This is a genomic window from Salmonella sp. 32070601201500089SM (assembly GCF_017573605.1).
In the GTDB taxonomy this organism is placed as follows: Bacteria; Pseudomonadota; Gammaproteobacteria; order Enterobacterales; family Enterobacteriaceae; genus Salmonella; species Salmonella enterica.
In genome coordinates this window covers 136,075-157,594 of the sequence record NZ_JAGETK010000007.1, presented here as the reverse complement: position 1 = coordinate 157,594, position 21,520 = coordinate 136,075, and the positions used below count along the sequence as shown (strand labels likewise).

The 21,520-nt window shown below is 44.7% G+C and carries 23 protein-coding genes; 7 read left to right on the top strand and 16 right to left on the bottom strand.

What is annotated here, in order from left to right:
- The first annotated feature begins 100 nt into the window (after positions 1–100).
- Genes sitA through sitD form a run of 4 tightly spaced genes read left to right on the top strand, consistent with a single transcriptional unit; the run spans position 101 to position 3,532 of the window.
- Positions 101–1,018 carry an iron/manganese ABC transporter substrate-binding protein SitA gene (sitA, locus tag J4728_RS13465; protein ID WP_000182930.1) on the top strand — a complete coding sequence of 306 codons (918 nt, stop codon included), beginning with the start codon at positions 101–103 and terminating at the stop codon, positions 1,016–1,018.
- Entirely contained in the window at positions 1,015–1,836 is an 822-nt protein-coding gene (gene sitB, locus J4728_RS13460) for an iron/manganese ABC transporter ATP-binding protein SitB (RefSeq protein ID WP_053444864.1), read from the top strand. Before sitA ends, sitB begins: the two co-directional genes overlap by 4 nt.
- A complete protein-coding gene (gene sitC / locus J4728_RS13455) occupies positions 1,833–2,693 on the top strand; it encodes an iron/manganese ABC transporter permease subunit SitC (RefSeq protein WP_208211883.1) in 861 nt (286 codons plus the stop codon). The genes sitB and sitC overlap by 4 nt, the downstream gene beginning before the upstream one ends.
- Positions 2,684–3,532, top strand: coding sequence for an iron/manganese ABC transporter permease subunit SitD (gene sitD, locus J4728_RS13450; protein WP_000480209.1), 849 nt, complete (start codon positions 2,684–2,686; stop codon positions 3,530–3,532). Before sitC ends, sitD begins: the two co-directional genes overlap by 10 nt.
- Before the next feature lie 98 nt (positions 3,533–3,630).
- On the opposite strand, the gene avrA is transcribed toward sitD, so the two are convergent.
- The 10 genes from avrA to prgH all read right to left on the bottom strand — a co-directional run bounded on the left by avrA (position 3,631) and on the right by prgH (position 11,253).
- Positions 3,631–4,539, bottom strand: a complete 909-nt coding sequence (avrA, locus tag J4728_RS13445; RefSeq protein ID WP_077905364.1) for a type III secretion system YopJ family effector AvrA — start codon at positions 4,537–4,539, stop codon at positions 3,631–3,633.
- Positions 4,540–4,699: 160 nt separating this feature from the next.
- Positions 4,700–5,455: a transcriptional regulator SprB gene (gene sprB / locus J4728_RS13440; RefSeq protein WP_001246659.1), complete on the bottom strand. Its 756-nt coding sequence runs from the start codon at positions 5,453–5,455 to the stop codon at positions 4,700–4,702.
- 384 nt (positions 5,456–5,839) lie between these two features.
- Complete coding sequence (gene hilC / locus J4728_RS13435) at positions 5,840–6,727, bottom strand: invasion transcriptional regulator HilC (RefSeq protein ID WP_208211881.1); 888 nt, start codon at positions 6,725–6,727, stop codon at positions 5,840–5,842.
- Positions 6,728–7,071: 344 nt separating this feature from the next.
- Positions 7,072–7,524 carry a type III secretion system effector protein OrgC gene (locus J4728_RS13430; protein ID WP_000612179.1) on the bottom strand — a complete coding sequence of 151 codons (453 nt, stop codon included), beginning with the start codon at positions 7,522–7,524 and terminating at the stop codon, positions 7,072–7,074.
- Positions 7,521–8,201, bottom strand: coding sequence for a type III secretion system linker protein OrgB (orgB, locus tag J4728_RS13425; protein ID WP_000916654.1), 681 nt, complete (start codon positions 8,199–8,201; stop codon positions 7,521–7,523). The genes J4728_RS13430 and orgB overlap by 4 nt, the downstream gene beginning before the upstream one ends.
- The gene (gene orgA / locus J4728_RS13420; protein WP_001574876.1) at positions 8,158–8,757 is read right to left on the bottom strand and encodes an oxygen-regulated invasion protein OrgA; all 600 of its coding nucleotides are present in this window, start codon (positions 8,755–8,757) and stop codon (positions 8,158–8,160) included. The genes orgB and orgA overlap by 44 nt, the downstream gene beginning before the upstream one ends.
- Complete coding sequence (gene prgK / locus J4728_RS13415; RefSeq protein ID WP_001626400.1) at positions 8,729–9,487, bottom strand: type III secretion system inner membrane ring lipoprotein PrgK; 759 nt, start codon at positions 9,485–9,487, stop codon at positions 8,729–8,731. The genes orgA and prgK overlap by 29 nt, the downstream gene beginning before the upstream one ends.
- A complete protein-coding gene (gene prgJ, locus J4728_RS13410; protein ID WP_000020431.1) occupies positions 9,484–9,789 on the bottom strand; it encodes a type III secretion system inner rod protein PrgJ in 306 nt (101 codons plus the stop codon). Before prgJ ends, prgK begins: the two co-directional genes overlap by 4 nt.
- Positions 9,790–9,807: 18 nt before the next feature.
- On the bottom strand, positions 9,808–10,050 hold the full coding sequence (gene prgI, locus J4728_RS13405; protein WP_000235228.1) for a type III secretion system needle filament protein PrgI: 243 nt from the start codon (positions 10,048–10,050) through the stop codon (positions 9,808–9,810).
- A 24-nt stretch (positions 10,051–10,074) separates the two neighbouring features.
- Positions 10,075–11,253 (bottom strand): type III secretion system inner membrane ring protein PrgH, encoded by a 1,179-nt coding sequence (gene prgH / locus J4728_RS13400; RefSeq protein WP_000450199.1) that lies wholly within the window; start codon positions 11,251–11,253, stop codon positions 10,075–10,077.
- A gap of 315 nt (positions 11,254–11,568) precedes the next feature.
- Here prgH and hilD point away from each other — a divergent pair, with 315 nt between their 5' ends.
- The 3 genes from hilD (at position 11,569) to iagB (ending at position 15,750) form a co-directional block, all read left to right on the top strand.
- Positions 11,569–12,498 carry a transcriptional regulator HilD gene (hilD, locus tag J4728_RS13395; protein WP_000432695.1) on the top strand — a complete coding sequence of 310 codons (930 nt, stop codon included), beginning with the start codon at positions 11,569–11,571 and terminating at the stop codon, positions 12,496–12,498.
- A gap of 1,090 nt (positions 12,499–13,588) precedes the next feature.
- Positions 13,589–15,250, top strand: a complete 1,662-nt coding sequence (gene hilA / locus J4728_RS13390; protein WP_001120085.1) for a transcriptional regulator HilA — start codon at positions 13,589–13,591, stop codon at positions 15,248–15,250.
- Positions 15,251–15,267: 17 nt separating this feature from the next.
- On the top strand, positions 15,268–15,750 hold the full coding sequence (gene iagB, locus J4728_RS13385; protein WP_000558929.1) for an SPI-1 type III secretion system invasion protein IagB: 483 nt from the start codon (positions 15,268–15,270) through the stop codon (positions 15,748–15,750).
- A gap of 53 nt (positions 15,751–15,803) precedes the next feature.
- On the opposite strand, the gene sptP is transcribed toward iagB, so the two are convergent.
- Genes sptP through sipD form a run of 6 tightly spaced genes read right to left on the bottom strand, consistent with a single transcriptional unit; the run spans position 15,804 to position 21,519 of the window.
- Positions 15,804–17,435 carry an SPI-1 type III secretion system effector GTPase-activating protein SptP gene (sptP, locus tag J4728_RS13380; protein WP_000922296.1) on the bottom strand — a complete coding sequence of 544 codons (1,632 nt, stop codon included), beginning with the start codon at positions 17,433–17,435 and terminating at the stop codon, positions 15,804–15,806.
- On the bottom strand, positions 17,422–17,814 hold the full coding sequence (gene sicP, locus J4728_RS13375) for a chaperone SicP (protein WP_001147852.1): 393 nt from the start codon (positions 17,812–17,814) through the stop codon (positions 17,422–17,424). The genes sptP and sicP overlap by 14 nt, the downstream gene beginning before the upstream one ends.
- A 26-nt stretch (positions 17,815–17,840) precedes the next feature.
- Positions 17,841–18,101: a hypothetical protein gene (locus tag J4728_RS13370; RefSeq protein WP_000692254.1), complete on the bottom strand. Its 261-nt coding sequence runs from the start codon at positions 18,099–18,101 to the stop codon at positions 17,841–17,843.
- 43 nt (positions 18,102–18,144) lie between these two features.
- A complete protein-coding gene (locus J4728_RS13365; RefSeq protein ID WP_001055579.1) occupies positions 18,145–18,393 on the bottom strand; it encodes an acyl carrier protein in 249 nt (82 codons plus the stop codon).
- Between the two features lie 18 nt (positions 18,394–18,411).
- Positions 18,412–20,469: an SPI-1 type III secretion system effector SipA gene (sipA, locus tag J4728_RS13360; RefSeq protein WP_208211880.1), complete on the bottom strand. Its 2,058-nt coding sequence runs from the start codon at positions 20,467–20,469 to the stop codon at positions 18,412–18,414.
- An 18-nt stretch (positions 20,470–20,487) separates the two neighbouring features.
- The gene (gene sipD, locus J4728_RS13355) at positions 20,488–21,519 is read right to left on the bottom strand and encodes an SPI-1 type III secretion system needle tip complex protein SipD (protein ID WP_000932249.1); all 1,032 of its coding nucleotides are present in this window, start codon (positions 21,517–21,519) and stop codon (positions 20,488–20,490) included.
- Between the last annotated feature and the right edge of the window lies 1 nt (position 21,520).

The window sequence follows — 21,520 nt, the reverse complement described above, 5'->3', positions numbered from 1 at the left end:
CGCAAATAAGAATTATTTTCATTTATTCATGCCTTGTGCTATATAACATAGCAAAGGCTATATTCGATGATTAATTAACCACATTGTTGCGAGGGATACTATGACGAATCTACATCGTCTGAAAACACTCCTGATTGCCGGTATTGTTGCGATACTCGCGCTATCGCCAGCCTATGCAAAAGAGAAATTTAAAGTCATCACCACGTTTACCGTTATTGCCGACATGGCGAAAAACGTGGCGGGCGACGCAGCGGAAGTCAGCTCAATTACCAAGCCCGGCGCTGAAATCCATGAGTATCAGCCAACGCCCGGCGATATTAAACGAGCGCAGGGGGCACAGCTTATCCTCGCGAATGGTCTGAACCTAGAGCGATGGTTCGCCCGCTTTTATCAGCACCTTTCCGGCGTGCCGGAAGTCGTCGTCTCCACCGGTGTCAAACCGATGGGCATTACCGAAGGCCCGTATAACGGTAAACCGAACCCGCACGCCTGGATGTCGGCAGAAAACGCGCTGATTTATGTCGATAACATTCGCGACGCCCTGGTGAAGTACGATCCGGATAATGCGCAGATCTATAAGCAAAATGCCGAACGCTATAAAGCGAAAATTCGCCAGATGGCCGATCCGTTGCGTGCCGAACTGGAAAAAATTCCCGCCGATCAGCGCTGGCTGGTCACCAGTGAAGGCGCGTTCTCTTACCTGGCGCGCGATAACGACATGAAAGAGCTTTATCTCTGGCCAATTAACGCCGATCAACAGGGGACGCCAAAACAGGTGCGTAAAGTGATTGATACCATTAAAAAGCACCATATTCCCGCCATCTTTAGCGAGAGTACGGTTTCCGATAAACCCGCCCGCCAGGTCGCGCGTGAATCCGGCGCGCATTATGGCGGCGTGCTGTATGTCGATTCTCTGAGCGCCGCTGACGGCCCTGTGCCAACCTATCTGGATCTGCTGCGCGTCACGACCGAAACCATCGTCAACGGCATTAACGACGGACTGAGGAGTCAACAATGAGTCAATCTGCGATTACCGTTGATCAAGTCACGGTGACGTATCGCAACGGTCATACCGCCCTACGGGACGCCACTTTTCAGGTGCCTGGCGGTTCAATCGCCGCGCTGGTAGGCGTAAATGGTTCCGGTAAGTCTACGTTATTTAAAGCGTTAATGGGCTTTGTGCATCTTGCGCGGGGCGATATCACTATCCTGCAACAGTCAGTCAACAAGGCGCTGAAAAAAAACCTCATTGCTTATGTTCCGCAATCGGAAGAAGTGGACTGGTCATTTCCGGTGCTGGTAGAAGATGTGGTGATGATGGGACGCTACGGCCATATGGGCTGGCTACGCCGTCCCACTGCGCATGATCACGCCTGTGTTGACGCCGCGCTGGCGCGGGTGGATATGCAGGAGTATCGTCACAGGCAGATTGGCGAGCTGTCCGGCGGGCAGAAAAAACGTGTGTTTCTTGCCAGGGCCATCGCTCAGGATGGACAGGTAATCCTGCTGGATGAACCTTTTACCGGCGTGGATGTAAAAACCGAAGCGCGAATCATCGATCTACTGCGGGAACTGCGCGATGAAGGCCGCACGATGCTGGTCTCAACGCATAATCTCGGCTCCGTCACCGAGTTTTGCGACTATACGGTAATGATTAAAGGAACCGTACTGGCCAGCGGCCCTACCGAAACCACGTTTACCGCCGCGAATCTGGAACAGGCGTTTAGCGGCGTTCTACGTCATATCGCGTTAAGCGGAGGTGAAGAGCACATCATCACCGATGACGAGCGCCCCTTTATTTCCCGGCGCGTGGCCAGCGGAGGAAAATCGTCATGAACTGGCTTGTTGAGCCGTTTGGCTACCAGTATATGCTCAACGCGATGTGGGTCTCCGCGATGGTGGGCGGTCTGTGCGCGTTTCTCTCCTGCTATTTGATGCTCAAAGGCTGGTCGCTCATTGGCGATGCGCTATCTCACTCTATTGTGCCTGGCGTCGCTGGCGCCTGGATGTTAGGGCTGCCCTTCTCGCTCGGCGCGTTTCTTTCCGGCGGACTGGCGGCAGGCAGTATGCTCTTTCTTAACCAACGCTCACGCCTGAAAGAAGACGCGATTATCGGGCTTAACTTCTCCTCTTTTTTTGGCGTCGGCCTTTTTATGGTGTCGCTCAATCCGATGTCGGTGAATATCCAGACGATTATTCTCGGCAACGTGCTGGCGATCGCGCCAGCGGATATTGCGCAACTGGCGATTATCGGCGCAGTCTCGCTGACGATTCTGCTGTTAAAGTGGAAAGATCTGATGGTCGTCTTTTTCGATGAAACCCATGCGCGCTCTATCGGGCTTAATCCGGGTCGACTAAAGCTGTTGTTTTTCACTCTATTGTCCGTCTCTACCGTGGCGGCCCTGCAAACCGTTGGGGCGTTCCTGGTGATCTGTCTCGTCGTCACGCCGGGCGCGACAGCCTGGTTACTCACCGACCGTTTTCCACGTCTGCTCATGATTGCCGTCGTGATTGGCAGCCTGACCAGTTTTCTGGGCGCATGGCTTAGCTACTGGCTGGATGGCGCCACTGGCGGAATTATTGTCGTCATGCAAACCTTACTGTTCATCACGGCCTTTATTTTCGCCCCGAAACACGGTCTGTTAGCCAACCGTCGACGCGCCCGCCTGCAGAAGGAGCCGACATGTTCTTAACAACGTTACTGGAACCCTTTCAGTTTGATTTTATGGTGAACGCCCTTATGGTTTCGGTCATTGTAGCGATTCCCTGCGCCTTACTGTCCGTGTTTTTAGTGTTAAAAGGCTGGGCGTTAATGGGCGACGCAATGAGTCATGCGGTATTCCCCGGGGTCGTGCTGGCATATATTGTGGGGATCCCCCTGGCGATTGGCGCTTTCATTGCCGGATTATTTTGCGCTATCGCCACCGGCTATCTGGACGATAACAGCCGCATCAAACGTGATACGGTGATGGGCATCGTCTTTTCCGGGATGTTTGGCGCAGGTCTGGTGCTCTATGTTTCTATTCAATCGGAAGTGCATCTGGATCACATCCTGTTTGGGGATATGCTGGGCGTATCGCTGGGGGATATCGTACAAACGTCGGTTATTGCACTGGGTATTGCGTTAATCATAGGACTGAAATGGAAAGATCTCCTGCTACACGCTTTTGACCCGCACCAGGCGAAAGCCAGCGGGCTGAATACGACGCTACTGCATTATGGCCTGCTATGTATGATTGCGCTGACTATCGTCGCCACGCTGAAATCGGTGGGCATTATTCTGTCGATCTCACTGCTTATCGCCCCCGGCGCAATTGCCATTTTGCTGACGCGACGCTTTGCGCGCGCGCTGGGATTAGCGGTGAGTCTGTCAGTTATTACCGCTTTTGCGGGCGTCTATCTGTCTTTTTATCTTGATAGCGCGCCAGCGCCGACCATCGTGGTATTATTTGCCATCGTGTTTATTGCGGTATTTATTTACGCAACATGGCGCGACAGGCGTAATGAAATCGTACCAGAGGCGCAAGGTTAACACTTTTTTGTCTGCTATTCAGGAAACATACGGTCATAATATAGAGTAGTCTTATGGCGCTGGAAGGATTTCCTCTGGCAGGCAACCTTATAATTTCATTACGGTTTAAGTAAAGACTTATATTCAGCTATCCTTTTTTTATGAGCGGATATAGAGAGTTTTTTATCGTTTAGCATAACGGCATTGTTATCGAATCGCTCATAAAGCGTTTCATTCTTTTTGTTTACTATACTGCTTCCCGCCGCCGGATTGGCCTCCACATATTCATTTAATCGTTGTACGCCTTGAGTATGTTTGTAAAAACTCACCGGCAGATAGCGGTCTGCTTTATCGGACGGGAGAAAAGGTTCTTCACCACACAGACGTTCACAAATATTATCTTCATGAATTTTTACTAAGTTCATAAATTCAAGCTGAAGTTTTTTGGCGAGCGCCAGGCTAAAAATACCGCATTCAGAAGAGCTTCGTTGAATGTCCAGCTCGACCATAGCAAAATAACAATCAGGCAGTTGTTCACGTTCAAGAGCTGCTTTGGTCCTCAACGCCAGTAAAGCAGGTCCAAAAGCGCTACACGCTGCTGGTTCGAACAAAATCACCGATGTCTTTCCGTCCATAACTCTAAAATCGACGACTGAAATATGGATACCTGAACTTCCCATATTTACGAGAAATCGGGCAGATTCAACGCCTTCCATTCTGGTCTCCTTTATAGAGGAAACAAGCTCATGGACTGACATAACAAATTTAAGATTTAACTCTGGATACTTCTTATTGGCCTGTGCAACAAGAAAAGGCATCATTTCGAGATCGGTTTCCTCGTAACTGATATGAATCCAGCTGCCATCTATAATTTCACTTTCCAGACGCTCAACAATACAGGTCAATGCTTCGGTGTTTAGCTCCCCGCTGACGTCAGGCTGAGGCGATAAACTCGCCCCCATATTACGAGTCGTAGGACTTAGCATACTTTTCCCTCCACATGATAGCTCCTGCACCGAAAATATCATCTTTAACTTTTCAGATTCAATATATTGCCTGCAAAAATATGCCTCAATGATTGAGCCAGGCTACCAACCACCTCCGGATGATTATATATAAGAATTACTACTCAAAAAATCTTTTTTATAATAAAAGCTCAACACATGGTCATAAATGATAAAAAATATTTTAATTCATTCCTACCGCAATCGGTAACGCGCAATTATCGTCAGGTACAGCAGGGTTATGTGCAAAAGCAGTGCGCTGTAAATGCGCGTCTAGTTTCAGTCCCCGGAACAGCGATAGCGGTGAAGAGTCCATCCCCAAACGATACATAACCTTCTTACGATAAATACTGACGGTTTTTGTTCCCAGACCAAATTTTTTCGCCAGTTCAATTGCCGGATGTCCGGAGGATAATAATATCAGCAGCGCATATTTCGCCTGCGTGACACCGGGAGGTAGATTCCACCAGGCGTATTGATTGATATTAAACAATACCTCTTCCGGCGTCTCGCCGGCATTAAAAGCATACGTAGCAGCCACGGTTTTCTTTTGTGGCCTGTGGCAGAAACGCAGCCAGGCTTCCGGAAGACGGAGCTTCTCTCGCTCCGAGCGGATAGCGCAGGATAGTTCGTCTTTTAAAACATAATCCATAACGCCAAAATATTGCAGCACACAGCGATCGATATAATACAAGCGATCTGCCACTACCAAAACTTTACGGTTCTGCAACCGCGTCAGCAACGCATGAAAAAGATAAACATGCTCATGCGGGTTCAAAGCTAAAATCAGCCCGGCGTCCGGCATATCGGATAGGGAATGCAAAAGTGCAGTTAATGAGTTACACGTTTTAACGCACTTTTCCGGATATTTTTGCTTAAAAATAGACTGTAGGGCATAACAATTAGTCCAGTTAATACCGTATATAATTACATTTCTCATTTATTTATCCTTTTTTGAAAACTGACCACAGCTTCGGTAATGATTTTTCTTCCTGGGCGACTACTGCGCAAGTAGATAACGCCTTCTTACTACAAAGGTAATAAGACCAGATACGTTATTACATGCGCAATGTCGTTACCGAAATGAATTCCTTTTACAAATCTGATAATGATTAAATTTGCTGTTTTACTTTACTGTAATCTCTTAGAGTACAACGATTGCCCGGCGCCTGGTGGCCATGTATGTCTGACAATGAACGCTTTCGATTCCCTTTCATTAACTACATATCACTGGTGTAGCGATACTGAAATATACACTACGATTAAAAAAATATTTGGTATCTGTAACGCAAACAGATAGTAACGTTTAAAATAATTTCACAAATCAATGGTTCATTGTACGCATAAAGCTAAGCGGTGTAATCTTAAAATGCCGTTTAAAAATAGCGATAAAATAAGAAGGCGTATCATAGCCACACATCGTCGCGACTTGTGAAATATTTCCAGCCCCCATACGTAATAATTTTATAGCCTGATTCATACGAGCATCCAGGTATATTTTGCTAAAACTCACCTCTTCAGCGGCCAGTTTTCGCTTCAGACTTGATACGCTCATAAACAGCTTTCCTGCCACCTCAGCCTGTGACCATTTGCGGGTGAGATCGCTGATAATAATGTTATAAACTTTCTCTTTTGTCGTAATTTTTATTGCTCGCTCAAGGAAATCAAACCCACCGGGCTTACGTACAAATGCCGATATAAGATACATCAATGAGAAATATGAATAATCATGATCATCAATACTCACATTACTACAAACCCGTGGACATGCCACACCATGCAAAATAGAGTCAAAAGTATCACTCATCCCTGGCAACAAGTCCGCATGAAAAAAATACTTTGGTTTCGTTTTTAATGATAGCTCTCGATCATTATAGTTTCTTGTACTGCAAAAAACTTTGTAGAATTTTTGCATTAAGTCATAGGAAACTTCCAGTGAAGAAAAATCAATATGCCCTTCTATTTCGCTCATACTAAGCGTGATTGTTTGATCTTTTTCCAATAAAAATAAACACGGCGCAGATTGTTCGATGAACTCCCCAAATTCGTTTTCAATTCGCAAACTGCCTTTATTAAGTTTAAACAATAAGCAGTTTGCGACATAATAGTCTCTTACGTCAGCTAATCCATTTATTAATGGAAATTTGTTCGGCTGTTGAAGGTGATTATTGCTAATGGCCTCAACTGATTTATTCATTGAAGGCAATACCATATTTTATCCTGTGTGCTATAAGGAACTCAAAATCGTTATATTCTTATAAACAAATAATTAAAACTCACAGAGATGATTTAAATCCGATTTTTTTATTATTATAGCCAATAATTACATTCCAACGCGCGTTCATTTCGTCACAAAAAGATACCCTTACAAACTTTATGCACAATTTTGTAATGAAAGCTTACAATATTAATATAATCATTTCAGAATAAAACGGCTGGCAGACATCTTAATAATCCATATACATCAATAAGATAGACACACTGGCATGGTGCATTTTCTGCATTATTTGCTGATATATACACCATACCTTATCACAAATCGCCAGCAATGGGGGTTCACCAGTCAATTGCCTCTTTGTTTTCCCCGCCCGATAAAATAATCTCCTGCATCCAGGAGGTCATTTGTGACTGTGCATTCATTGTACCAACTAATACCCCGTTTAAAGCCTCATATAAATGGGTGCCCGGTTCAACTTTTGCTAACATGTTTTGTAGCATAGCCGTTTGCTGCTCAAAAGAAACAAAAGCCGAATCACCACTGTTAGGATCTTTGAAGGCATTCATCTCTTGATAAATGCTATCTTTAAGCGTTTCAGAAGAGGCTGACTCAGGAAGCGCCAAAAGTCGTTGGTAGAATGCATCATAAAGATCAACGTCGCCGCCATTGCTTAAAGGCGCGCTATCCACATTATTCAGCATAGCGGCCCTGGCACTCAACGAAACCACACCCGTCGCTTCAGTATCTGCTGTCGGGACCAAATAAGAAGTCGGAATCGTACCCGGTATCACCTTATAACCTCCGCTTGCGTTTTTGTCTTCCATTCATCAATAAGTGCGTTAATGGCGTTATCAGAAATTGTCCGGCAGTCTTGTGGAAGTTCATCAAGATGATGCTTAATGACGCCTACTGCCGTTTCAACAAATTGTTCAGGTGAAAATTCTGCGATCTGATCGCCGCAACTCATGATAAAGCGCTGTTCCTGATGATATTTAAGATTAAAAGTGCCTGGCCAGTTCTCCATAAGCAACACCATCAGTTTTTGGTGATCTTTTTTCGCATTAACTGGCAGTGTTAAAAAAAGTTGCCCCTCAGGCTTATCGAAATCCCTTAGCCACTCATCCAGGACGGTTAAAAGCGTTTCGGGATGGTCGACCGCAGCTGAAAATAACTCGCGGGCATAAATCTGTATTTTTTCCATCCACTTCCAGGCCATTGTCTGATTATCAGTAAGATAAGCGGCGACCTGCTGTAACGCGTCTATCATTCCCTGCTCGTAACCTTCCTGATAGGCGTACATCCGCAAGGTCTTTGCCTCTTCTTCCGCCTCTCGCAAAATACGCTTAGCCCGTTGATGCGCCTGCTGTTCTAATCTTTCAATAGAGAAATAACGTTCCAGCGTTTTACGCTTTATCAGTATCCCCTCAACAGGCGAAAGCGGGGACGGTATTGGGATATTTTTGAGCATATTGTAAGGCCAGTAGCAAAATTGACATTTCTACAGCATCCTGCTTCAATGCCTCCTCAATAAATGGAGGAAAAAGCAAAGGAAAACGCTGTGCTAAAGATTCAGGTAAAAATTCATTTAGGGCATTTAACTGTGCATACCCGACGCTAAGTAAAAACCGGTGATTCGGCGCCTTATTGCAGACAGATAAACTTGTTCCCTGATGCATTGCCAAAAATGCTTGCGCCCAATCCGGCAGGCCAAGCAAGGCTCCCTGCCTTGCCAGATCGGCTCTCAGTTTATGGCAACCGAGTAAATACGCTACTTGCGGCAGTCGGCGCCACTGACGCAGCCACAGCTGCGTCAGTGAGTTTTGAATACACTCCTTTTCTCCGTTCTTAAGCCGCCATGCCGCCAGTATTAACTCATTTGCCGCCGCCCTGGCGGCGGGTCTGACAATCATTTCCGGCGCTATCTGCAACCGCTGAGGATGGATATACGATAACGGATCAAAAATGATTCTTTGCCAGATAATGGGTAATGGCTGCCTATTCATTTGACGATTTCGCCTTATCATCAGCCGTTATGCCTTTCTTATTGCGGGCATAATGGTTTTTGTAATACCAGACGCCAAAGCCTGCTGACATCACGGATAACAAAATAATCAACACAATCCAACTGGTTGCAAAAGAATTACGTTTTACTGGTGTGCCGGGAGCCTGTAATTGGGCATCAGAACGTTCTGACAACACAACAGAAATGTTGTCATAATCCACATCGGCAAAACTATTCTTTAAGAAACGCTTGATATCGCTGATCTGATGCGCAAGCGGCGAACCTCGTTCATATACGGCTAATGCCGACAGATGAACAGGTTTTGGCGGGCGGCCATTTTCACCAGCATCAATATCATAACTAATATGGACCCTGGCGGAGAGCACGCCCTCCATCGTCTGTAATGACTGTTCCAGTCGCTGTTCAATAGCCGAATATAACCTGGCCTTTTCAGCTCGCGGAGACGATACCAGCGAATCCGCCGGGAACATCTGCGCTATTTCCACCCGTGGCCGGGGAGGAAGCTGATAAGTTTTAACCCAGTACACCGCAGCGGTAAAATCAGGCTCAGCAACGGTAATGCTATAGCCCAATTTTCCGCTATCAATTTTATTCGCCTCTATATTGTGCATTTGCAGAACGGCAATGACCTCATTAGCCTGTTCCTGGTCCAGTCCTTTTAAAAGATCCTTATCCTTACAGCCGGCAAGGGTCATTACCAGCAGAAAAGTATATAGATATCGACGAATCATGAGCGTAATAGCGTTTCAACAGCCCCGACTCCTTTACGAGTAAGGGTACTGACCATAGAAACATACAGGTTATAATCTGAAATCATCTCTTGCGAAATAGCCAGCTCTTTAGGATCCGTCACCAAATTAGGGTCCTCAATCCTGTTGGTAATCGTCTGTTTATCCACAGCCGTGGCAATCGCCGAACCAGAAAAAGCCTGGAGTAGCCGGTCATCCAGCGAGACAATGTCCGTTTCCATAGACCTGATATTGACCGCCTGCCCTATAACGGCATTCTCAGGGACAATAGTTGCAATCGACATAATCCACCTTATAACTGATTAACGGAAGTTCTGAATAATGGCAGCATCAATATCCTTAAAGACTTTTACCGTGTTCGATTGCGCGTTACGGTACAAGTTATATTCCGAGAGCTTACTCTGATACGCCGCCAGTAGCGCCGGATCGGAGGGTTTTGCTGCTAATTTATCCAGCGCCTCTGTTACCTGCGTTTGTAGATTATCAACGCCCGTATCAAATTTTGCTGAGACGTCATCCAGATAGCCTGACCAAGGTGTTGCCATAATGACTTCCTTATTTGCGTTAAATTAAAGTGGGCTTGGGAAATACCAATGGCCTGGGCTCATTTTGATATAACCTTCCGCCCCGTACTGAAATGAGCGCCCCTTGAGCCAGTCATCTTTTAATTCGATCGCAAACTGCACATAGCGTCCTCCCCATGTGCGGTAATAGCTATCGACAAATTGACGGGCTCTGAGTATTTCTACATCATCGAGCGCCCCCTGAATAACAAACGTTACGCCCCCCTTATGATTCCTGCGGGAATAAGGTAACGCCTGCTGTTTTAGCCCCGCTTCCGCCTGGCCTGCTGCGGTAACATCGTCCATCAACGTGATGTTAACCGAATCCGCGTAAGGCATTAGCGCTCTCAGCTTTTGACTTAACACCTCGAGCTCTTTCTTGCTCATCGTGTTTCGCTGGCGGCTTAGCCAGAAAACGGGTTTACGCGGCTCATCGAAATGAATCCGATAATAAGCCAGCTGCGGATAATAGGTATCCAGCCAGATAGAGATACGCTTATTTTCTTCGTTTTCGTTAATCACTCGCGCATTTTTATCATAATCGCCCCTCGCTAAAACCTGACGAGCCCACAACGTATCTCTTTCATTTTGCGCAGCGACATAGAGCATTTTGTCCCGGCCTGGCAACACCTGAAAACGCTCCTTCTCCTGCCCCAATAACGAATCGAGCTCTGCGGCCTGCCGCTGCGGCGAGTTAAGTATCCATAACGTCCCCACAGTCCCAATTCCCAATATAAAAAACCCGGCCAGTGCTGCTACAATTCCGTTTTTAAAACGCGGCTCGTTCTTTTTTGCAGACGTTTCTAACTTCTCAGGCTGCTCGGGCACCCACGGCTCGCTTTCCGGGCGAATCAGGATAAGCAATTCACCGACCTGTATTGGCGTATTTAATTGCACCGAACGAGATTCAGAATTTCCTTCTTTCAGCTCATGGAGTATAATTTCGGTCGTATCCGTATCCACCTGGATTTCAAAATTTACTCCGCCATGGTCCAGCGGGATAAAAAAGCTATCGGCAGGTATATCAGGGAGTTGGCCTGAAGCAGTGAGCGCATCACTCTGACCTACCACAAAGAGTGTTCGGCCTGTCAGCAATGGAAACTCACAGCCGTTCAGTGAGCTGTTAAGTAATCGAACTATGTATGGCCCAGGGCTTGTTATCGTCTTCTCTTTTGATGTTTCCATATATACTGTTAGCGATGTCTGTCGTTCTCGATAGCAGCAGATTACCGCACAGGACACAGGGATTCCTGATGAAAATAGAATGAAAAGTGAGAAATAAAATCAATTTATTCTGTATAATGCGTCTCAACACATATTAAAAGAACCATCATCCCCATTGGGGCTTAAACTACTGTAGATAAATTACCCAAATTTGGGTTCTTTTGGTGTAACAATCAGACCATTGCCAACACACGCTAATAAAGAGCATTTACAACTCAGATTTTTTCAGTAGGATACCAGTAAGGAACATTAAAACAACATCAACAAAGGGATAATATGGAAAATGTAACCTTTGTAAGTAATAGTCATCAGCGTCCTGCCGCAGATAACTTACAGAAATTAAAATCACTTTTGACAAATACCCAGCAGCAAATTAAAAGTCAGACTCAGCAGGTTACCATCAAAAATCTTTATGTAAGCAGTTTCACTTTAGTTTGCTTTCGGAGCGGTAAACTGACGATTAGCAATAATCACGATACGATTTACTGTGACGAACCTGGGATGTTGGTGCTCAAAAAAGAGCAGGTAGTTAACGTGACGCTTGAAGAGGTCAATGGCCACATGGATTTCGATATACTCGAGATACCGACGCAACGACTTGGCGCTCTCTATGCACTTATCCCAAACGAGCAGCAAACCAAAATGGCGGTACCCACAGAGAAAGCGCAGAAAATCTTCTATACGCCTGACTTTCCTGCCAGAAGAGAGGTATTTGAACATCTGAAAACGGCGTTCTCCTGTACGAAGGATACAAGCAAAGGTTGCAGTAACTGTAACAACAAAAGTTGTATTGAAAATGAAGAGTTAATTCCTTATTTTCTGCTGTTCCTGCTTACTGCTTTTCTCCGACTCCCGGAGAGTTATGAGATCATCCTTAGCTCGGCTCAGATAACGTTAAAGGAGCGCGTTTACAACATTATATCTTCGTCACCCAGTAGACAGTGGAAGCTTACGGATGTTGCCGATCATATATTTATGAGTACGTCAACGCTCAAACGGAAACTTGCAGAAGAAGGTACCAGCTTTAGCGACATCTACTTATCGGCAAGAATGAATCAGGCAGCAAAACTTTTACGCATAGGCAACCATAATGTTAATGCTGTAGCATTAAAATGTGGTTATGACAGCACGTCCTACTTCATTCAATGTTTCAAAAAATATTTTAAAACTACGCCATCGACATTCATAAAAATGGCGAACCATTAACATTTTTTGTATCTGTCACTTAAGTAAAGATTTTTATTAAAATTGTAATAATTTAAAATTCAGACTGCGCATTAACACGCTCTATCAGGATGGGAGGCTATTCAATATCATTGTTCTGTCCGGAAGACAGCTTATACTGATATCTCTGGTAATTTAAAGTAAGGCTGATTATATAACACGATTTTTGTGAACTTGTCATCGCTATGATGACTGGTAAAACGATATTGCCTTATTCACAGCGTAAGAATTCGTCCAGATGACACTATCTCCTTCCGGCTTTAACCCTGTGGATTAAGGCCGGCATTTTATTCATATTTATACATCATCCGTTCCCTCTGAGAACTATTTGCCTGAACGGTTTATACCGAAACAGTCACACTTGTTAGCTTTCTGCCAGGCATACCTCCTCTCTTCCTCCTGATATCGATATAATGCCTGGGGCCAGCCTGAGGATGATACTGCTCATAAACCCCCTGCCTTTTTGACGCTATAGCTGAAGGGAGTAAAGAAAAGACGATATCATTATTTTGCAAAAAAATATAAAAATAAGCGCACCATTAAAAACAGTCTTTCATTTATATTTTGGAACCTAAGACAAATTACACTCTTAAACTTTCAACGAATGGTCATTTAGTGGAAATCTTCGAGAAAAATGGTTCTGATGGTGTAATTATCAGACCATTAACCATGAAGATATAATAAGCAGCATTTACACCCCAAAAAAATGCAGTAAGATAGCTACAAAACTAATCTCTATTGCAATGAGGCCAAGTTAAATATGTAAATATTTAGATGCCCGGCGCTGACTCTCTCTGCACCAGGATATACGGCAGCGTCCATTCGATAATCACAGTTAGTTATAACAATATTATTACCAACATGTCAGTTATTTAAAGCACAGGCATAAGCTAAATAATCAAATGTTAAAAACATATAAACCCGAGCCCGTAGAATATGACATTAAGCTCATAATAAAAGCTCAACCTGACCGTTAGTACTAACAGCAGAATTACTGAAACAGTAGATTCTATCCTAACGACTTGTATTAGTTATTATAACTTTTCACCCTGTAAGAGAATACACTATTATCATGCCACATTTTAATCCTGTTCCTGTATCGAATAAAAAATTCGTCTTTGATGATTTTATACTCAACATGGACGGCTCCCTGCTACGCTCAGAAAAGAAAGTCAATATTCCGCCAAAAGAATATGCCGTTCTGGTCATCCTGCTCGAAGCCGCCGGCGAGATTGTGAGTAAAAACACCTTACTGGACCAGGTATGGGGCGACGCGGAAGTTAACGAAGAATCTCTTACCCGCTGTATTTATGCCTTACGACGTATTCTGTCGGAAGATAAAGAGCATCGTTACATTGAAACACTGTACGGACAGGGCTATCGGTTTAATCGTCCGGTCGTAGTGGTGTCTCCGCCAGCGCCGCAACCTACGACTCATACATTGGCGATACTTCCTTTTCAGATGCAGGATCAGGTTCAATCCGAGAGTCTGCATTACTCTATCGTGAAGGGATTATCGCAGTATGCGCCCTTTGGCCTGAGCGTGCTGCCGGTGACCATTACGAAGAACTGCCGCAGTGTTAAGGATATTCTTGAGCTCATGGATCAATTACGCCCCGATTATTATATCTCCGGGCAGATGATACCCGATGGCAATGATAATATTGTACAGATCGAGATAGTTCGGGTTAAAGGTTATCACCTGCTGCACCAGGAAAGCATTAAGTTGATAGAACACCAACCCGCTTCTCTCTTGCAAAACAAAATTGCGAATCTTTTGCTCAGATGTATTCCCGGACTTCGCTGGGACACAAAGCAGATTAGCGAGCTAAATTCGATTGACAGTACTATGGTTTACTTACGCGGTAAGCATGAGTTAAATCAATATACCCCCTATAGCTTACAGCAAGCGCTTAAATTGCTGACTCAATGCGTTAACATGTCGCCAAACAGCATTGCGCCTTACTGTGCGCTGGCAGAATGCTACCTCAGCATGGCGCAAATGGGGATTTTTGATAAACAAAACGCCATGATCAAAGCTAAAGAACATGCGATTAAGGCGACAGAGCTGGACCACAATAATCCACAAGCTTTAGGATTACTGGGACTAATTAATACGATTCATTCAGAATACATCGTCGGGAGTTTGCTATTCAAACAAGCTAACTTACTTTCGCCCATTTCTGCAGATATTAAATATTATTATGGCTGGAATCTCTTCATGGCTGGTCAGTTGGAGGAGGCCTTACAAACGATTAACGAGTGTTTAAAATTGGACCCAACGCGCGCAGCCGCAGGGATCACTAAGCTGTGGATTACCTATTATCATACCGGTATTGATGATGCTATACGTTTAGGCGATGAATTACGCTCACAACACCTGCAGGATAATCCAATATTATTAAGTATGCAGGTTATGTTTCTTTCGCTTAAAGGTAAACATGAACTGGCACGAAAATTAACTAAAGAAATATCCACGCAGGAAATAACAGGACTTATTGCTGTTAATCTTCTTTACGCTGAATATTGTCAGAATAGTGAGCGTGCCTTACCGACGATAAGAGAATTTCTGGAAAGTGAACAGCGTATAGATAATAATCCGGGATTATTACCGTTAGTGCTGGTTGCCCACGGCGAAGCTATTGCCGAGAAAATGTGGAATAAATTTAAAAACGAAGACAATATTTGGTTCAAAAGATGGAAACAGGATCCCCGCTTGATTAAATTACGGTAAAATCTGAGAGAGGAGATATGCATTATTTTTTTATCATCGTAATCTGGTTGCTTAGCATAAATACAGCATGGGCTGATTGCTGGCTTCAGGCTGAAAAAATGTTCAATATTGAATCCGAACTACTTTACGCTATCGCCCAGCAGGAATCGGCGATGAAACCTGGCGCCATTGGTCATAACCGAGATGGTTCAACCGATCTTGGCCTGATGCAAATTAACAGCTTCCATATGAAAAGGCTGAAAAAAATGGGGATTAGTGAAAAACAGTTGTTACAGGACCCCTGCATTTCTGTCATTGTGGGCGCTTCCATTTTATCAGATATGATGAAAATCTACGGTTATAGCTGGGAGGCCGTTGGCGCTTATAATGCCGGGACGTCGCCGAAACGATCGGATATAAGGAAACGTTATGCTAAAAAAATTTGGGAGAATTACAGAAAATTAAAAGGAATGTCAGCAGAAGAGAAAAACAAAAGACTTTCTATCGCGTCAAACAAATAATTATACAGAAATAGCTTACTTTCAGATAGTTCTAAAAGTAAGCTATGTTTTTATCAGCGTGCCGTCGTCATAAGCAACTGGGCTTGCATTGCTTTTAGTTGTACAAACTGTGAGGCGTCTTCCAGCATTCTATTGTTCCGTGAATTCCGGAAATCTGCACGTACCTGCTCCAGATTACTATGAGGATTATCCTTAAGTACAAGGGCCGCCGCCATCGTTCCGGTTCTCCCCACTCCGCCCAGACAATGAATCATCGGTAAATGCTTATCTGATGAACTACGCCCCGGCGCGCCATTTTGGTTACTATTTTTCACCCTATCCGCCAGGTATTCTAACTGCTCCGTAGACGGTAACGGCTGGTGATCTGGCCAATTTTTCACATGCAATACCGGGATTGTATACCGCTTTTCCCCGCAGGACAGTTGCATATTGTATTGGTCTATCGCTTCTCCCTGACTGGCTGAGCTCACTTTTTGGCTGTTGGTATGCACCTCGCCAAAAGTGTAGCTCCCTCTGAAATAGGCTGGTAATTGTTTTGCCTGCATCTGATCTTCCGACGTTAACACCACCAGGCATGAGCATTCTTTTTCAAGAAGCATTTTCATATGCGCTTCCAGCGCATCCGGCGTATTTTTTGGGTACGAACCGGCTAATGCCACAGGCTTACCGTCAAAAGTTAACGTATTCACTGGCACAGGCATTCCATCGCTCAGTTTCACCTGGGTTTGCTGATTAATTGGAATGCTGCTGACCGCAAACCGTGCCAGGCCCAGTGTCGGTCCGCTCATCGTCTGTGGCATTGGCGCGCCGGCTTCTATTTTCTCAAGTTCAGCTGTAACATTTTTCAGTTCTTTAGCAATAACGTGAATTTTTTTTACAGCCTGGGTTAATTCATGAGTAGAGGCTTTATCAATCCACCTCTCAACCTCTCCTCCACAGGTTCCCCATTGTGAGAACCGGGCTACACCGACCTGAATATTTGTTAACGTTGTAACATAATCATTAAGTTGTTTAGCCTCTGGAATTTTATTTAAATTCTGTAAATTCGTCATTAATGAACGCAGCGGGCCGTTACCTGAAGCCATCTCCTGGAAGTTTTCTCGCAGGCTATTTCCATCCATTTGTTCCAGTTGCGGTAATGTTCTTTTAAGTCCCTTTAGCGCGATATCGAGTAAAGGTTGCTTACTTTCTGCTCCAACATCGTTATTTTTTTCTGCCACTTTTGTATCGCCGCCTTTTATGACTAAAGCGGCATTCCTGACACCAACATTATCCTTGCTCTTAATAAGGTTTATAAACCCTTCGTCAGCAGCTTTTACACACTCCGTGATCTGCACTGCTAAACGTTGGGTAAGGGGTTTGTTCATATTTATACGGGACATTAACAGTGCGTCATTAACCGCTGTTTCCCCATATTTTTCCGTTAGTGCATGGAGAAATGTCTGTAAAATCTTTTGGTCCTGTACTCTGATATTTTCCGTATGTTTTTGCACCACTTCAGTGTTTTTAAATAACGGCATTTTTCCAAGCCAGGTTAATACTTTTGACGAAAATTTTTCAGGCGCAACATATGCCTTATCAGTATTTTCCTTAGCAATATAAAGTCGGGCATCATTCGACACACCAACTTTTGAAAACGAAGACAACGTTAAATTATTCAATTTTCTCTCCTCATACTTTAGCATATTCCTGCAGTATGTTTTTGAGCGCTTCCTGCTGATTCACAAATGACTCAAGCTGCGATATAATATGGTAAGTATTTGTCAGATCGGTAATTGCATGTATAAGCAACAACGTCTCTGCGGCATCAATATACGCTAACGTACCTTCATTATTCGCAGCCAGTTCACCATTAATCACCATAATCTGCCGCCAGATAGAATCGCCACAAACAGGCGATAACGGTATAATCATACCGTTCAATAACCAGATATCATCTTTAGCTTCAATAGACGTAAAAATATCGCTATCGAGTAATAATAAGCACTGATTGTTGTCGTCAAAAGTGAGCGGTAAACCCAATTTCTCACCAATATTAGCGATAATATCCTGGTGTGCTTGCAATTTACTTTCCTCTTGAATTATATCTTTTATAAGATTGCTTCTTCAAATTTAATCTGGTTACACAATGTCTTGATACTTTTTCGCGCCCATCGCCGGGCGCAATATTTCTCTCCTTTAATCCAGTAGAATAGCCATTCACTACGCATCGGAACACATATCAGCAGCTCCTTCGGATCATTTTCAACATGACGTAACTTGCCTTTAATAACAAAACGCGAACTGTCAGCAATATCATCATATATTGCAGCCATACCTGAACCGGGTACTACATGTGTGATGATTTTCATAACAATTAATCTTATTCAATTGTTGTCAAGCGAGAGAAAAATACTACACCCTGGACTCAAGACTTTTTTTAACAACACGGCATATATCCGCAAAGGTCGTCATATCAGGAAGATCGTTTTCATTGCAACTAATGTCAAACTCCTCACTAAGACCAAATACAATATCAATTAAATCCAATGAGTCAGCGTAAAGATCCTCAACCAGATGGGTCTGACCATTGATACTATCAACATCAACGGCAATACAGGAGGTGATCACTTTTTTGACTCTTGCTTCAATATCCATATTCATCGCATCTTTCCCGGTTAATTAACGCTGCATGTGCAAGCCATCAACGGTAGTAATAACCCGATCCACGCCAGGTTTATTCAGGTATGACTCGTAAGCCGGGCCAGCTCGCCAGCTACCGTCTCCGATAAGTCCGTCCAGCACATTACTTAACACATAGTCAGTTTCCCCTTTTAGCCTGGTCAGCCCCGCCTCTCTGGCAAACTGCTGTGCAATCTCAGCCAGTTTTTCTTTTTGTGGATGATGAGTAATGACCTCTTTAAGCGTATCCATTTTCGCTTTCAATTCTGGGTGCTTGTCAATATCGCTACATTGCGCTTTCAACGCTGCACTCTTTATCGTGTCATTGGGTAATATTTCCGCACGCAAGCCGTCAAACGCTCTGCGTACAGGGAACGGTGTGGAGGTATCCGGCTCCAGGGCTTTACGTATCACACCCAAAAACGCCTCACGGGCGTTGAAATGTATTGAATGCATATTCGTAACGCTCGGTACTGTTGAGAGGAAACTATTTTGCTTAAACTTCAAACCAGAAAATGGGCCAGTCTTATCTGTCTGGCTATTATCATTATCGGTCGTACCGGCTTTATTACCTGTAATTACCGTCGAGTCTGATTGTAATGTATCGATTTTAACATTCTCGACGCCAGCCAGTTGACTGGCAAGCGGCTTCACATTCACAATCTCTGCCGTCTGGCTTTGCTGTTTATTATCATCAACGCCGTGCACCGTGGCCTGTACCGGCTTGCCGATAATGCTCTTGCTGGTTACGCCATCGACTTCATCAAAAGAGGGGGTTTCACCCGTAGTGCCTTTTTCTGACGTGACCATCTTTCCATTTTTACTTTCGGATGAAGCGTTGGTCACAGCCTCTGCCGTCGCATGAACCGTGACGTCAATTTTACCCGCGATGCCATGGTCAATTGCCCCTGTGCTGGCGCTGTGTGCCGTCTCCGTTTGATGCGTAGTCGAATCCACACGCGAATGACTATGACTTACGTTGCTGCTGTTAGTCGAATGGTGTGACTCGCCATGGCGTTGGCTGTTATCAATAAATGTTCGGCTATTATCAATCGTCTTCCGGCTATTATCATGGTTGCTATTATCGATATGGCGCTGGCTATTATCGACATGGCTTCGGCTATTGTTAATATGCTTACTGTTATCCACGCTATGGTTACTGCTATCAATATTAATATTGATATTAATACCCGTAGGTTCTGCTTTTTTCCCACCATCAGGTACTGGTCCAGCCGCAGGCTCCGGAATTTTAGGGTCAGGCAGTTTATCTGCAGGAATTTGTGCAAAAACATTACGTAGCAGCAGGGGTATCAACGTTTGCATTTCAAGGTGCCGGGCTTCCCGTCCTACGCTGGTACCCTGCTCTTGCGTTAATTTTTGGTGGCACATATCAAGCGCCTCAACCGCCTTCGCCGCCGCTTTGTCAACAAGGTGCGTAAGATTGCTGCGGGTTAACGGATCTAACGTACAGCCAAAGTTATGTTCAATGCAGCTGGCAATATAGGGCATCACCTCCTGCATAACAAAATTCGTCGATAATTTACTTAATTCACCGCCAGTGTTATTTTTGATAATATCTAACAGCTGCTTTTCCAGGTTTTCCAGCTTCGCTTCCGCTTTCTTTGTTTCTGGCAGCCATGGCCCAAAAGCTGACTTTTCTTTCAGGCCATCTTTTATGATTTGCGCGGTATACTCTGCCCCCACCTTCATCAGTAGCGTCTTCGCCTCAGGAGAATCACTGGTGGCGTTGAGCGCTGAACGAAAGAGCCCGGCAAACTCCATTATCGCTTTCTTACCGGCGACATTATTTGAATTGGTAAAAACTTCTTTTAACGCCTCAGCGTCTTTCCCGCATTTAAACAATGCATCTAGACTCGCCTGTTTGATCAGCGCGGGAAAATCTTCCAGTTGCGGGCCTTTAATTTCCCCTGACAGCGTCGTTGTGGCACTTTCTCTGACTGCGGAAAGATTCGCCGCAAGATTCGTGGCCTGCGTTTTGATCTCGGTCTGCATACCTGGCATTATGACGGGGGGCTGAGTCCTTACACTTGTAACCATTATTAATATCCTCTTCTGTTATCCTTGCAGGAAGCTTTTGGCGGTTTCCAGGCTGCTACTTATCGTACTGCTCAGCACTTTTACCAGGTTGTCGTACAATGAATTGGCATTGCTATATTTTTGCGTCAGCGTCTGTAATGTAGTTTTCATATTTTCTTCCTGCGCTTTAAAACCCGACTGCCAGGCTTGATATTTGGCGTTATCCATTTCGAGTTTTGAGTCTTTTCCCGGCGCGCCTAAACCATCAATATCCTGAACCATTTTTTGTAATGGCGTCAGATCAACGGTGACGACATAACCGGATCCATAAGATTTCAGGCAGCTATTCGGTAAATTCAATTCACTGAGCCACTGTCTCGCTTCCGCTTCAGTGGCTACTTTAACGCCGCTGCCTGACTGCGCTGGAAATAAAACGGTATTACTGTTTATTTGATTATATTTATTGACTAAACTGTTTAAATCATTTTTGAGTGAGGTAACATCTAGCTTAACGGTATTACCGTCCTTACCTGGTAATAACCAGCCTCCCATTTTGGAAAGAATATCACTGAAGGCCTGATAAAAATCGGTATAGACTGCGACAACGTTTTCATAAACGCCCAGATAGCTGTCACCTATCGCCGATATATTTTGGGAAACCATATCCCAAATCTCAGCATCAGAAATGGTTGTTCTCGGCTGCGCCATAGGCGAAGCGCTAAATAAGGCCGACGTCGGCGCAGAAAACGCGCTCCGCAGGTTCTCATTTTGTTCTGCGGATAATGACACGCCAGACTTCGCCAGCGCATTCAGGCTGCTGGTCAACTGCTGGCGCGCCAGCGTGCGCTCGTCATTATTCTCTTCAGAGATCGGTGGCGTTGACTGCAGCGTCTGCTGTGCCTGCTGGATTTTAGTAGCCGCCTGCGATAATGAAATGATATCTGTACCGCGATGTTCTGTGGTAGACGGTACCACGGCAGTCTCGACGTGCTCGCTCGCCGAGGGAGTCTGCGGCCGTTCGGCAACGATCCCCGGATGAGGAGAAGCGGAATAATTTTGAATATTAAGCATA